This is a genomic window from Aeromonas australiensis (assembly GCF_000819725.1).
In the GTDB taxonomy this organism is placed as follows: domain Bacteria; phylum Pseudomonadota; class Gammaproteobacteria; order Enterobacterales; family Aeromonadaceae; genus Aeromonas; species Aeromonas australiensis.
Genome location: NZ_CDDH01000028.1, coordinates 58135 through 71787, shown reverse-complemented (window position 1 = coordinate 71787; position 13653 = coordinate 58135). Strand labels below are relative to the sequence as shown.

12 protein-coding genes and 1 riboswitch are annotated in these 13653 nt (G+C 59.3%); of the genes, 9 read left to right on the top strand and 3 right to left on the bottom strand.

Going from position 1 to position 13653, the window contains the following annotated elements:
- Positions 1-98: 98 nt before the first annotated feature.
- Together BN1117_RS04860 and BN1117_RS04855 are read left to right on the top strand one after the other, a co-directional pair.
- Positions 99-1283 carry an FIST signal transduction protein gene (locus tag BN1117_RS04860; RefSeq protein ID WP_040095296.1) on the top strand — a complete coding sequence of 395 codons (1185 nt, stop codon included), beginning with the start codon at positions 99-101 and terminating at the stop codon, positions 1281-1283.
- A gap of 31 nt (positions 1284-1314) precedes the next feature.
- A complete protein-coding gene (locus BN1117_RS04855; protein ID WP_040095294.1) occupies positions 1315-3411 on the top strand; it encodes a hybrid sensor histidine kinase/response regulator in 2097 nt (698 codons plus the stop codon).
- A 249-nt stretch (positions 3412-3660) separates the two neighbouring features.
- Here the strand turns inward: BN1117_RS04855 and BN1117_RS04850 are convergent, their stop codons facing one another.
- The 3 genes from BN1117_RS04850 to narQ form a co-directional block, all read right to left on the bottom strand.
- Complete coding sequence (locus tag BN1117_RS04850; protein WP_040095291.1) at positions 3661-4236, bottom strand: LON peptidase substrate-binding domain-containing protein; 576 nt, start codon at positions 4234-4236, stop codon at positions 3661-3663.
- 103 nt (positions 4237-4339) lie between these two features.
- A complete protein-coding gene (gene narL, locus BN1117_RS04845; protein WP_005334471.1) occupies positions 4340-4978 on the bottom strand; it encodes a two-component system response regulator NarL in 639 nt (212 codons plus the stop codon).
- On the bottom strand, positions 4978-6690 hold the full coding sequence (gene narQ / locus BN1117_RS04840) for a nitrate/nitrite two-component system sensor histidine kinase NarQ (protein ID WP_040095290.1): 1713 nt from the start codon (positions 6688-6690) through the stop codon (positions 4978-4980). Before narQ ends, narL begins: the two co-directional genes overlap by 1 nt.
- 78 nt (positions 6691-6768) lie before the next feature.
- Positions 6769-6921: riboswitch (molybdenum cofactor riboswitch) on the top strand.
- Here narQ and moaA point away from each other — a divergent pair.
- The 7 genes from moaA (at position 6909) to BN1117_RS04805 (ending at position 13651) form a co-directional block, all read left to right on the top strand.
- A complete protein-coding gene (gene moaA / locus BN1117_RS04835; protein WP_040095388.1) occupies positions 6909-7904 on the top strand; it encodes a GTP 3',8-cyclase MoaA in 996 nt (331 codons plus the stop codon). (Overlaps the previous riboswitch by 13 nt.)
- 239 nt (positions 7905-8143) lie before the next feature.
- The gene (gene napF / locus BN1117_RS04830; RefSeq protein WP_040095288.1) at positions 8144-8686 is read left to right on the top strand and encodes a ferredoxin-type protein NapF; all 543 of its coding nucleotides are present in this window, start codon (positions 8144-8146) and stop codon (positions 8684-8686) included.
- A 29-nt stretch (positions 8687-8715) separates the two neighbouring features.
- Positions 8716-8970, top strand: a complete 255-nt coding sequence (locus BN1117_RS04825) for a chaperone NapD (protein WP_040095386.1) — start codon at positions 8716-8718, stop codon at positions 8968-8970.
- A 101-nt stretch (positions 8971-9071) separates the two neighbouring features.
- The gene (gene napA / locus BN1117_RS04820) at positions 9072-11561 is read left to right on the top strand and encodes a nitrate reductase catalytic subunit NapA (RefSeq protein ID WP_040095286.1); all 2490 of its coding nucleotides are present in this window, start codon (positions 9072-9074) and stop codon (positions 11559-11561) included.
- 16 nt (positions 11562-11577) lie between these two features.
- Positions 11578-12324: a ferredoxin-type protein NapG gene (napG, locus tag BN1117_RS04815; RefSeq protein WP_040095284.1), complete on the top strand. Its 747-nt coding sequence runs from the start codon at positions 11578-11580 to the stop codon at positions 12322-12324.
- Entirely contained in the window at positions 12321-13196 is an 876-nt protein-coding gene (gene napH / locus BN1117_RS04810; RefSeq protein WP_040095282.1) for a quinol dehydrogenase ferredoxin subunit NapH, read from the top strand. Before napG ends, napH begins: the two co-directional genes overlap by 4 nt.
- On the top strand, positions 13196-13651 hold the full coding sequence (locus BN1117_RS04805; RefSeq protein ID WP_040095280.1) for a nitrate reductase cytochrome c-type subunit: 456 nt from the start codon (positions 13196-13198) through the stop codon (positions 13649-13651). Before napH ends, BN1117_RS04805 begins: the two co-directional genes overlap by 1 nt.
- Positions 13652-13653: the final 2 nt, after the last annotated feature.

Below are 13653 nucleotides of genomic sequence, written 5' to 3'. Positions count from 1 at the left end.
TGGTCTCATTTGACCGCTATGCTAGCAAGTGAAGCGAGATAATTGTTTGATAAAGGTATGATTTTTGCTTTAGCAGAGTCATTCGATAAAACAAGGAGATGGTGTTGAAATTTCTGACCGTTCACTCCCTCGCCCAGAATTCATCGCTGGCGGCCCAAGATATCTGCGCGCAGCTGCGCCACCATGCCAATCAGGCCCCCTCCCTGCTGTTACTCTATTTTACCCAAGCCCATGACGGGGCGATACTGCGCGACGCGCTCAAACGCCAGTTCCCGACCACCCGTCTGCTGGGGTGCAGCTCCTGTGGTGGCGTCATGACCGAGATGGGTCATCATGCCAGTGAGGGATTTGGGCTGGCGGTTGCGGCCTTGTATGACGAGAAAGGGGCCTTCGGGGTGGCCGGTGCCAGCGGTGACGGGGTAGATGTGCGCCAGTTGCTGCGCCGAGCCATGAGTGATTGTGGTCGACCAGGTGAGCTGCCTCAGCTGATCCTGTTGCACGCAAGTCCCGGTAAGGAAGAGGGGTTGCTGGCCGGTATCGAGGCCGAACTCGGCGCCTCGGTGCCTGTGGTCGGTGGATCGGCGGCTGATAACAGTGTCAGCGGTGCCTGGCAGCTCTGTTGGGATGAGGCGGTGGCTCAGGACGGCATCGGTCTGGCGGTGCTCTATCCCGATTGCCAGCTGGCCTTTCAGTTTCACTCAGGTTACGTGCCTGCCGAGTTCAGCGGCGAGATAACCGCTTGCAACGGGCGGGAGGTGCTGACCATCGACAATCAGCCTGCCGCCGAGGTCTATGCCCGCTGGTGCGGACGCGATAAGCCCTGGCCGGTGGGGGCGATTTTGCGGGAGACCACGCTCAATCCGCTGGCCCGACAGGTGGGAGTGCTGGACGGCATTCCCTACTACAAGCTCTCCCATCCCGAGGCAGTGACCGAACAGGGCGGGCTGCGGCTCTTTACCGATGTGGTGCAAGGGGAGCGTCTGCTGCTGATGTACAGCAGTCAGGAGGGGTTGTTGCAGCGCAGCCTCAATGCCATGCGCATCGAGCTTGGCTATGGGGTTGATGTTACATTGGAGCCCATTGGTGCTCTCATCATCTTTTGTGCTGGTTGTCGTTTGGCGCTAGGTGATATGTTGTGCCAATTTGTCGAGCAGAGCCATGCTCGCCTCGGCAAGATCCCCTTTATCACCCCCTTTACCTTCGGCGAGCAGGGGCGGCTGCCCAATGGCGAGCTGGCCCACGGCAATCTGATGGTATCGAGCGTGATTTTCCTGACCCCTTGAGTCGGTAGAACATGACAGAGCAGGCAACAAGATGATTGGCAACAGTGAACTGGAATCCCTCGGCGACAAATTGCAGACCACGCTGGTCGATCTTATGCGTTGTCGCGAGCGTGAGGCCAAGTATCGTCACGAGTCTCAGACCCTGCTGGGGGGAGTGGCTACCCTCGCCGATGCCAAGACGCTGGAGCAGGTGCTGGAGAGCCTTATTCAGGTGCTCAAACCCTTTATCGGCTTTGAGCACGCGGATGTGGTGGCCTGGGAAGGGGATCTGGGGAGCACCCACCTCAGTACAGAACCTATGTACTCGGCCCGCAGCTGGCATATGACCCCGGCATTTGCCCGCGCCATCGCGGGTGAAACCCTGGTGATTTACGATCCCGCCCAGCTGCCCGAGCTGGCACCGCTGGCGAGTGAGCCGGGCTGGGCCAGCGTGATGCTGACCGGTCTGCAGGCGCCTGGCTTTACCGCGCTCCTCATCTGCCGCCACCCCCGGGCGGGCACCTTCGACCTTACCAGCAAGGCGGCCATGGAGCGTTGCCGTCCGCTCATTGCCCAGGCGCTGGTCAACATTACCTATCGGGCCCGCTTGCAGGAGCAAGTCGCGGTAAAAACCGAGGCGCTGCAGGCCAGTGAGCGCCGTTTTCGCAGCTTTGCCGGTATGGCTTCTGACTGGTTCTGGGAGACCGATGCCGAACATCGCCTCAGTTATGCCTCTGAACCGGGGTATCTGGATGAGCTGACCCCGCAGGCGAGCCGGCCGACCCTCTATGACTACGTCTGCAACAAGCAGAGCTGCGAGGCACAGCAATACTTGCAGCTTTTGGCGCTACGCCAGTCGGTACGAGGGGTGCGCATGCAGGTAGCACTGCCTGATGGCCCTTGCTGGATGGAGGTGAGCGCAGAGCCCTGTTTTGACCATGATGGCCTGTTTATCGGCTACCGTGGTACTGCCCGGGATATCAGCAACCAGATCCGCCGTGAAGAGGAGCTGGCGCGGGCACGGGATGAGGCCGAAGCGGCCAACCGTGCCAAGTCACAGTTTCTGGCCATGATGACCCACGAAATCCGCTCGCCCATGAATGCGGTGTTGGGGATGCTCGATCTGGTGCAGCATGCCGAGCTGGCGCCGGAGCAACATCGTTTGCTGCGCCATGCCACCCACTCGGCCAGATTGCTGCAAACCATCATCGACGACGTGCTCGATTTTTCGAAAATCGAGTCGCAAACCCTGGTGTTCCATTGCGAGACCCTGCAGCCCGTCGAGCTTTGCCAATCTCTGGTCGAGCCGCTGCAGGCGCGCGCCAGCGCCAAGGGGATTGCGCTGGTTTATCGGGTCGATGACTCCGTTCCCCGGGCGTTACAGGGGGATCCGATGCGTCTGTCGCAGGTGATGGGCAATCTGCTGGACAACGCCCTCAAATTTACCGAGCAGGGGCAGGTGTCGCTGCACCTGGAGTGGCAGGATGAGAAGTTGCGGATCTCGGTTTCCGACACCGGGATCGGCATCGCCAATGAGGATCAGGCACGGTTGTTTGAACCCTTCTCCCAGGTCGATAACTCGGCTACCCGCCGTTTTTCCGGGACCGGCCTTGGTCTTGCTATCAGCAAGCGGCTGGTCACCCTGATGGGGGGTGAGATCCACTTGAAGAGCGAGCCGGGCAAGGGAAGCTGCTTCTGGCTGGAGTTGCCGGGCATGGCGCTACCCTGTGAGTGTCAGCCACTGCGAGAGGAGGGGGCTACGGCACTGCTGCCGCTGGATGTGCTGGTGGTGGAAGACAGCCCGGTGAACCAGTTGGTGGTGTCGCTGATGCTGCAAAAACTGGTGAGCAAGGTACGGTTGGCCGCCAATGGTCTGGAAGCGCTGGCACAGGTGGATGAGCAGCTCCCGGATCTGATCCTGATGGATATGCGGATGCCCCTGATGGACGGACTGGAAGCGACCCGGCGCTTGCGTGAGTTGGGATGCACCATGCCTATCGTCGCCCTGACGGCCAATGCGATGGCGGAGGACAAGGCATGCTGTCTGGCGCAGGGGATGGATGACTTTCTCGCCAAGCCCATCACCTTGTCACGGCTGAGAGAGTGTTTGCAGCGTCACTTTGGCCAGCGGTTGCCAACACGCGGATAAAAAAAATGGTCAACTTTGTGGGTTGACCAGTTCTTCAGCAAATACTGAAGAGAGCACGGGATAAATCGGGTTGTACTAATCTATATGAAAAATCTGTGCCAACTTTTTAGGGACTCTTTTGTGTTCAATTTTGGCCGTTTAGCGCAGCGGCTCTCTCTTGTTATGGTTTATTGCGTTCCTACTCATTTGCAAAATGCGAATTTAGGATTTTCATTGTTGGAATAATTGCATTTTGCAACGCTGTTTTTGTCATTGTGAAATCAGGCGATGCAGGAATTTACGGGCAGCTTCGCTGTTTTGTTTGGCAATCAGCATCTGCTTTTCATAAATTGGCATCGGCAATATCTCGAGCCAGCGCTGGCAGAGCCAGGCGGCATCTTCAAAGCGCTTGTCCGGATAGAGCTCATCAAGCTCCGGATATTGCTCGAACACTTCCCGCAGGCGATTGACCAGCAGTTTGTCGTTGAAATCTGAGTGGGTGCTCGGCCAGTTGGGCAGCATCTCCACCTTGGCCCGGCGCAGGCCCATCTCGTCTGTTTCCATCTCGTGGATGCAGAAGCGCTCCAGTCCCAGTACTGTTACTCCCAGCAGACCATCATTGAGGGTGTAGAAGTCGGTTACCTTGACCCGGGTGCCTACCGGCAGAATGCGACCGGATTGTCCCGAGGTGGTTGACTCCTCCATCACGATGCCAAAGCCCTGATCGTGGATGAACGACTCCTTGAGCATCTGCAGGTGGCGTGGCTCGAACAGGCGCAGAGGAAGCTTGCCGCCCGGCAGGATGTGGGAAGGCAAGGGGAACAGTGCCAAAGGTTGTAGTTTCATGTTCCATCCTCCATTGAGTAGTTGCTGAATATGACAATGCAGCGACTGTGCCAGAGAATGAAAAAAGCCACCGGAGGGTGGCTTTTCGGACGGTTGAGGGCGCTTAGTTACGCTGCTCCAGATACATGACAGCCGCTTCCACTCGGCTCTGTGCCTCGAGTTTCTTCAGCAGGCTCTTCACGTGAACCTTGACCGTTCCCTCGGAGATATGGAGCACCGAGGCGACCTGTTTGTTGGAGAGGCCCTTTGCAATTTCGCGCAGGATTTGCATTTCGCGACGCGTTAAGCTTTCCAGCTTCTGCTGCAGGTGATCCAGCTCGTAGATGTTTTCGAGATAGGGACGCAGCGGTTCGCTCAGGATCTGCTTGCCAGTCATCACGTCGGCCAGCTGGGCCAGCAGCAGATCCGGCTCGGTATCCTTGAGCAGGTAGCCATCGGCACCGGCCTTGAGCAGGGCCACCACATCCTGACGGGCATCGGAGACAGTGAGGATCACCACCCGGGAGGTGATCTCTTCGGCCCGCAGTGCTTTGAGGGTATCGAGGCCGGAGAGTCCTTTCATATTGAGATCGAGCAGGATCAGATCCGGCTCGGACTCTTTGGCCAATGCCACGGCATCTGTGCCATTAGAGGCTTCACCGGTCACCTCCATGTTCTCTTCCAGAGCCAGCAACTGCACAATCCCTTTGCGCATGAGGGGATGGTCATCTACGACCAGAACAGTGTATTTCATCTCGTCCATCAGGCGTCTCTCGCTAGACTGGTGGGAAAGGTCAGATGCACCCGGGTGCCTTGTGGTTGCTGCTCATTGATGGTCAGCAGGCCGTGCAGCTTGCTGGCGCGCTCGTTCATGATGCTCAAACCGTAATGGTTGATCGCCGAGCTGGCGAGTCCGATCCCGACACCGTCATCTGAAATCTGAACCTCGATGTTACCACTGGCGAGGGTCTCACAGCTAACATCAATCACTTGCGCGTTGGCATGTTTGATGGCATTGAGCACTGCCTCACGGATCAGCTGCAAAATGTGGATATGCTGGCCCGCCTCCAGGTCGTTGTCGGCCAGCCCGTAATGGAACCGTATTTCGGCCTGAGTCTGGGGCTGCAGCTGATCGAGCATCACCCGGATGGCTTCCCCCAGATTGGCATCGCCAATGGTGAGACGGAAGGTGCCGAGCAGTTCGCGTAGCTGGGTATAAGCATTGCTAAGCCCCTCGTCGATCTGCTGCATTGCCTCTTGGGTCTTATCCTGCAGCCCTTTGGCGTAAGAGCGCTTGAGCAGAGTGGACTGGATCTTGAGATAGGAGAGGGCCTGCGCCAGCGAGTCGTGCAGCTCGCGGGCGATGACGGCGCGCTCCTCCATCAATAGCAGCCGCTGTTGTTGCAGCAGGGTCTGGTCTTTGTGCAGCACCTGAGCCAGCAGCATGGTGAAGTTTTTAATCAACCGCTCATCGATGGGGTGCTGGCTGATGATGTCGAGGCGGCCGAACTCCTGCTCATCCATCTGCAGATAGAAGCTGGCTACCGCATCGAGGTCGCCGGGCCAGCCGGTGCGCCCCGGGATGTAGACCGGCATGGCATTGTGTTCGAAGCGGGTCAGCCGGATATGGTCGATATGTTGGTGGGCGGCGGCGCGATCCAGCAATTTAATGAGGGTGCGGGTGCTGAGCGGAGCGGCGTGCAGCTTCTGGGCGGTTGAGTAGAGAAACGAGAGAGTATCGTTGGCCTGCTGCAGCTTGGCGGTTTTCTCCTCTACCTTGTTCTCCAGCTCCCGATAGAGCTTGTCCAGCTCGTCTGCCATGGTGCCGAAGGCCCGCGATAACTCACCCAGCTCGGTGTCATTCTGGGCAGGGAGATGCAGATCAAAGTCCTGCCGCTGGATCTGGCGGGCACAGTAGACCAGCTGGTTGAGGGGGGCAACCACCTGCTGGCGGGTGAAGCGCACCGTGAACCAGGCGATGGTGATAATGGCCAGCAGCCCGAGCCCCTCCGCCAGCGCCAGCATCCTCACCTTGAATTCCACGTGGTACTGCATCTGATTGACGAAATTGTCGATGGCCGCCACAAACTGCTCGGTGTTATCGGTGTACCGTCTGGGGGTGTTAGCCTCGATGTGTTGGCGCATTACCTGCCACTGGCCGAGCACCTCGCCATAGGTGCGACGCAGGGAGGCAGGCGTGATCCAGCGTTGGGTCTCCTGTAGCTCCGCAGCATGAAGTGTCTCTTCAAACTGGCTCAGACGGCCCAGTACGCTGTCGCCTCGCTCGATCTCATAGGCCATCCGGTAGGCTTGCATCCGCAGCGAACCGGAGAGGTTGATCGCCTTGGCATCGGGTACCGAGTAGAAGAGGGTGACCATGGCGACCAGCGCAATAAGGCTGGCCATGAAGAGGATCAACACCATGGCGCGGCCAATGGCACTGCTGACCGAATGGACCCTGAACCGTTTTTCCATACTGATGCGCACCTCTGGATAGTGATAAGGACCCCGCAAGATGCGTGGGAGTGTACTCCAACTTGTGTTAGCATCGAAAAACTAGATGAACTCCGAGCGGTTTTGCCTAAGTCCTAGCGATAGGGGGAAACCAGCCGTCAGCCGATTGTGAACCTCATGGTCGAGCTGTAAGGGTCAGGAAAGAAATGCCCTGGCCTCCCGTATTTGGAAAGGTGTTTATGTTGCCACTTGAAGATGGTTTTTCCCGTCGTTTTTACTATTTGCGTCTGTCAGTGACCGATGTGTGCAATTTCCGTTGTACCTATTGCCTGCCTGACGGTTATCGCCCCCCCGAAGGTCACAAAGCGGGGCGTCAACCCTTTCTCTCGATTGACGAGATCCGCCGCGTGGTCAGCGGTTTTGCCGCCATGGGCACCCGCAAGGTGCGCATTACAGGGGGCGAGCCCTCCCTGCGCCGCGATTTCACCGAGATCGTCAGGGTGATTGCCTCTACCCCGGGTATCGAGAAGGTCGCTATGACCACCAACGGCTATCGCCTCAAGGAGCGGGCCCAGGAGTGGTTTGATGCAGGACTCAACGCGCTGAATGTCAGTGTCGACAGTCTCGACCCGCGCCAGTTTCACCAGATCACCGGTGAGAACAAGCTGGCCGAGGTGATGGAGGGGATCGAAGCAGCACTGGCCGCCGGTTTCAAATCGGTGAAGATCAATGCGGTGCTGCTCAAGGGGCTCAACGACTACCAGCTCGATGCCTTTCTGGGCTGGATCAGGCACAAGCCCATCGAGCTGCGCTTTATCGAGCTGATGCAGACCGGCGAGATGGATACCCTGTTTCGTGACCACCATGTCAGCGGCGAACAGATCAAACAGCGCTTGCTGGAGAGCGGCTGGGTGCAGCAGTTGCGGGGCACGGATGACGGTCCGGCGCAGGTCTTTATGCACCCCGATTCGCAAGGTGGGGTAGGGCTCATCATGCCCTACAGCAAGGATTTCTGTGCCGGTTGCAACCGGCTGCGGGTCTCCTCGCTGGGGAAGCTGCATCTGTGCCTGTTTGGCGACAACGGCATCGACCTGCGGGATCTGCTCGGCGCAGATGGGCAATCCGATGAGCTGCAACAGCGCATTCGCGCGGCACTGGCGGGCAAGAGTGCCACCCATCGTCTCCATGAGGGCAATGCCGGTATCACCCCTCATCTCGCCTCGATCGGCGGATAACCGCAAAAAATCCCCAACGATTAAATAGCAATCCTCACATGGAGGTATTTTAACCGATACCTCCATTTTTATTGCGCTGCAAGGCTTTGATCTGGCGCAACAATCCCCCCTGTTTATCTCCCTGGTGGTATATCCCTGACCTTGTCAGGGTCGCAATATACACCCACTCTTATAATTGGTATCTAAAATGCCACTCATGGACTCGCACTGCACCCTTTCTCACCAGAACAGGAGTCAAGATGCCGGATGAGATCGATCTTGCCCGCCGCGGCCTGTTCCGGGGGCGGCTGCGAACTGCCGAACCACAGGTGCAGTTGCCCTGGTCAGTCAACTGGTCGGCATTTGTCGCCGACTGCACCCGCTGCGGGGACTGTCTGGCCGCCTGTCCGGAGCAGATCCTGGTGAGTGGCGAGGGCGGTTTTCCGGTGGTCGATTTCCAGCGTGGCGAGTGCACCTTCTGCACCGAGTGCGTCACGGTCTGCAAGGCGCCGCTGTTTCGCCCGACCAGCGAATCCCCCTGGCACTATAAGGCCCATATCGAGGCCAACTGTCTGGCCAATGGTCAGGTGTTCTGCCAGCGCTGTCAGGACAGCTGCGAGCCCAATGCCATTCGTTTTATTCCGGTGTTGGGGCGCGTGCCCACCCCGACAGTGGAGCCGGAACGCTGTAACGGCTGCGGCGCCTGCGTGCAGGATTGTCCGGTTGGCAGCATCAAGGTCGACGGGCGAGCCGCCCCATCCGGTGGTGCGAGCCAGCCCACCCTCAAGCAGGAGTCAGAATGAGTCAGAAGCCGTGTGACACAGAAGCCACAATGGATCAGGCGTTCCATGTATCGAGTCTGGTGGTGCTGACCCAGCCCCCTTTGCGCCATCAGCTCGCCGAGCAGATTGGTGCCCTTGAAGGGGCCGAGATCCACGCCGTCAGTGACGAGGGCAAGCTGGTGGTGACCCTGGAAGGTCCGAGCCAGCGGCCGATCATGGCGGCCATTGATGCGATACAGGCGATGCCGGGTGTGCTCTCAGCCGCCCTGATTTACCACCAGTTCGATGAACTGGGCGGTCACTGAAAAGAGTGATGGGATGCCGGGCGTGCCCTCTGCCGCTGATGGCTGGCTCCCGTTGGACAGATTCGACAACTATTACGCGATAAGCAATGTGAGGATATGCCATGAAGCTGAGTCGACGCGACTTTATGAAGGCCAACGCGGTGGCAGCTGCCGCTGCCGTGGCCGGTGTCAGTGCCCCCACGCTGGCAGCCAATCTCATCACCAGTACCGACAAGACTGCCATCCATTGGGATAAAGCGCCCTGTCGCTTCTGCGGTACCGGTTGCTCCGTGCTGGTGGGCTCTCAAAATGGGCGGGTTGTGGCGACTCAGGGCGACCCCGATGCACCGGTCAACCGTGGCCTCAACTGCATCAAGGGTTACTTCCTCTCCAAAATCATGTACGGGGAAGATCGTCTCACCCAGCCGATGTTGCGGATGAAGAATGGCCAGTTCGACAAGGATGGCGACTTCGCCCCCATCAGCTGGGATCAGGCGTTCGACATCATGGCCGAGAAGTTCAAGGCGACCCTGAAAGAGAAGGGGCCGACCGCCGTCGGCATGTTCGGCTCCGGCCAGTGGACCGTCTGGGAAGGCTACGCCGCCGCCAAGCTGATGAAGGCGGGTTTTCGCTCCAACAACATTGACCCCAATGCCCGTCACTGTATGGCCTCTGCAGTTGTCGGCTTCATGCGAACTTTCGGCATGGACGAGCCGATGGGCTGCTACGACGATATCGAACAGGCCGACGCCTTCGTACTGTGGGGCTCCAACATGGCCGAGATGCACCCCATCCTCTGGTCGCGGATGTCTGATCGTCGTCTCTCCAATCCGGATGTGCAGGTGCACGTGCTCTCTACCTTCGAGCACCGCAGCTTCGAGCTGGCGGACAACGGCATGGTGTTCACCCCGCAGACCGATCTGGCGATCCTCAACTATGTCGCCAACTACATCATTCAGAACGACAAGGTGAATTGGGACTTCGTCAACAAGCACACCGTGTTCAAGAAGGGGGTCACCGACATCGGTTACGGCTTGCGCCCGACTGATCCGCTGCAGCAGAAAGCGAAGAACCCGGATAGCGGTGATGCCACTCCGATGACCTTCGAGGAGTTTGCCAAGTTCGTGGCGGATTACGATCTGGAGTCGGTCTCCAAGCTCTCCGGCGTCTCCAAAGAGAAGCTGGAAAAACTGGCTCAGGTCTATGCCGATCCGAACAAGAAGGTGGTCTCCTACTGGACCATGGGCTTCAACCAGCATACCCGCGGTGTCTGGGCCAACAACCTCTGCTACAACATCCACTTGCTGACCGGCAAGATCTCCGAGCCGGGCTCTGGTCCCTTCTCCCTGACCGGTCAGCCCTCCGCTTGCGGTACCGCGCGGGAAGTGGGTACCTTTGCCCACCGTCTGCCTGCCGACATGGTGGTGACCGATCCCAAGCATCGGGCCATCGCCGAGCAGATCTGGAAATTGCCGGAGGGGACCATCCCCGATCAGGTGGGCTATCACGCTATTCTGCAGGATCGCATGCTCAAGGATGGCAAGCTCAACGCCTACTGGGTGATGTGCAACAACAACATGCAGGCCGGCCCCAACATGAATACCGATCGCCTGCCAGGCTATCGCGATCCACGCAACTTCATCGTGGTCTCCGATCCGTACCCGACCGTCACCGCCCAGGCCGCTGACCTCATCCTGCCCACCGCCATGTGGGTGGAGAAAGAGGGGGCCTACGGCAATGCCGAGCGCCGTACCCAGTTCTGGCACCAGCAGGTAAAAGCGCCACAAGGGGCCAAGTCTGACCTGTGGCAGCTGATGGAGTTCTCCAAGCGCTTCAAGGTGGAAGAGGTGTGGCCAAGCGAGCTCATCGCCAAGATGCCGGAAGTGAAGGGCAAGACCCTGTTCGAGGTGCTCTATGCCAACGGTCAGATCAATCAGTTCCCGAAAGAGCAGAGCAAGGGCGCACTCAACGACGAAGCCGAGCACTTTGGTTTCTATGTCCAGAAGGGATTGTTCGAGGAGTATGCCCGCTTTGGCCGTGGTCACGCTCACGACCTGGCTCCCTTCGAGCAATACCATGAGTCCCGTGGTCTGCGCTGGCCGGTAGTGGATGGCAAAGAGACCCTGTGGCGCTATCGCGAAGGGTTCGACCCCTACGTGAAAGCGGGCGAGGGGGTGCGTTTTTATGGCAAGCCCGATGGCAAGGCAGTCATCTTCGCCCTGCCCTTTGAGCCTGCCGCCGAGTCGCCGGATAAAGAGTACGATTTGTGGCTCTCCACAGGTCGCGTGCTGGAACACTGGCATACCGGCACCATGACCCGTCGGGTACCCGAACTCTATCGCGCCTTCCCGGATGCGGTGCTGTTTATGCACCCGGACGATGCCAAAGCCCGTGGCGTGCGCCGTGGTGAAGAGGTGATCGTCTCCTCCCGCCGTGGCGAGGTGAAGACCCGGGTCGAGACCCGTGGTCGCAACCGTCCGCCGAAAGGATTGGTCTTCATGCCCTTCTTTGATGCCAGCCAGCTGGTTAACAAGCTGACCCTGGACGCCACCGATCCGCTCTCGAAAGAGACCGATTACAAGAAGTGCGCCGTCAAGGTGATGAAGGCTTAAGGCGGGGGAGTGCGAGATGAGTCGTAGTCGTCGCCAGTTTCTGGCCGACATGGCCTCTCTGGCAAAAGGGGCCTGCGGTGTGGGCCTGCTTGGCGTGGGGCTCGGTGGGGTGGCCCGCCAGCAGGCGCAAGCTGTGCCGGCTCAGGCGCTGCGTCCGCCCGCAGCCCTCGATGAAGCCGAGTTCCTCAGCGCCTGCGTGCGTTGCGGGCTTTGCGTCGAGGCCTGCCCCTACGACACCCTCAAGCTCGCCCGGCTGTTTGACCCTGTGACCACTGGCACCCCTTATTTCAAGGCGCGTGCCGTGCCCTGCGAGATGTGTGATGACATCCCTTGCGTGGTGGCCTGCCCGAGCGGGGCGCTGGATCAGCAGATGACCGACATCGATCAGGCGCGGATGGGGGTAGCAGTGCTTATCGATCACGAGACCTGTCTCAACTATCTGGGGCTACGCTGCGATGTCTGTTATCGGGTCTGCCCGCTGATTGACAAGGCGATCACTCTTGAGCTGCAGCATAACCAGCGCACCGGCAAGCACGCCATGTTCCTGCCCACGGTACACAGCGATATCTGTACCGGCTGTGGCAAGTGCGAGCATGCCTGCGTGCTGGAGGAGGCCGCTATCAAGGTGGTACCTCGCCAGCTCGCCAAGGGAGAGCTGGGTCATCACTATCGGCTCGGCTGGGAAGAGAAGGCCAAGGCGGGGAACAAGTCACTCATCGGCGACAGGCTCACCCTGCCCACCCGCAAACCGGATGGGTTATGAGTCGTTATCCGGGGGAAGAGGCTCGCATCAAGCTGGGGTGGTGGCGTGCTCACCGCTTCCTGTTGCTGCGTCGGCTGAGCCAGTTCAGCGTGCTCGGGCTGTTTTTGCTGGGGCCGCTGGCGGGCATCTGGATCCTTAAGGGCAACCTCTCCAGCTCGCTGTTGCTGGAGACTGTGCCGCTGACCGATCCGCTGACCCTGTTGCAATCGGTGGCCGCAGGCCACTGGCCCATCGCCACCCTCTGGCTGGGGGCTGCCATCGTGCTGGCCGGTTACTGGCTGGTCGGTGGGCGGGTGTTCTGCTCCTGGGTCTGTCCGGTCAACCTCATTACCGATGCAGCGGCCTGGCTCAGGGGGCGACTTGGCCTCAAGGGCAATGGCCAGTTCAGCCGTGCCACCCGCTACTGGTTGCTGGCCATGGTGCTGGTGGTGCCTGCGGTGGTCGGGGTGATGGCGTGGGAGCTGGTCAATCCGGTGTCGCTCGCCATGCGCGGCCTGCTGTTTGGCATGGGGGCGGGCTGGGCCCTGCTGGTGGCGCTATTCCTGTTCGACCTCTTTGTGGTGGAGCGGGGCTGGTGTGGTCATCTCTGTCCGGTGGGGGCCTTCTATGCCCTGGTCAACCGGGTCGGATTTATCAAGATTTCTGCCAAGGGGCGCGAGCGGTGCAACAACTGTATGGATTGCTATGCGGTCTGCCCGGAGCGTCCCATCCTGCGCGGGCCTGTTCATGGTGCCAAGCGCGGTCACGGGCCCTTGATTGCGGCTCAGGAGTGTACCAACTGTGGCCGCTGCATCGATGTCTGCGCGGAACAAGTTTTTGAAATCACTGTAGGTTTTGCCGTCAAGGCAGAAAAAACGTCGGAGAACACATAATGAAAAAGCTGATTGGAGCAATGCTGGCCTGCCTGATGGCGGGATCCTTGATGGCCGCCGCCCCCGAGATCACCAACAGTACCGGTGGCCTCAAGTCCGAGCGGGGGGCGACCGATCTGGTGACCGATGCCACCGCCGCACCGCTGAAAAATTTCCGCAAGGATGGCGCACCTTACGATCGCCAGTACATACATCAGCCGCCGCTGATCCCCCACGACATTCGCAACTACGAGGTGGATACCAAGGTCAACAAGTGCCTGGCCTGCCACAGCTTCAAGAATGCCAGTGCCATGAAGGCCACCAAAATCAGCCCGACTCACTTCGAGACCCGCGATGGCATGACCCTGGGTGAAGTGTCGCCGCGTCGCTACTTCTGCCTGCAGTGCCATGTGCCGCAAGCGGATGCCAAGCCGCTGGTGGAAAATACCTTTAAACCGGTTGAAGCGCTGAACTGAGG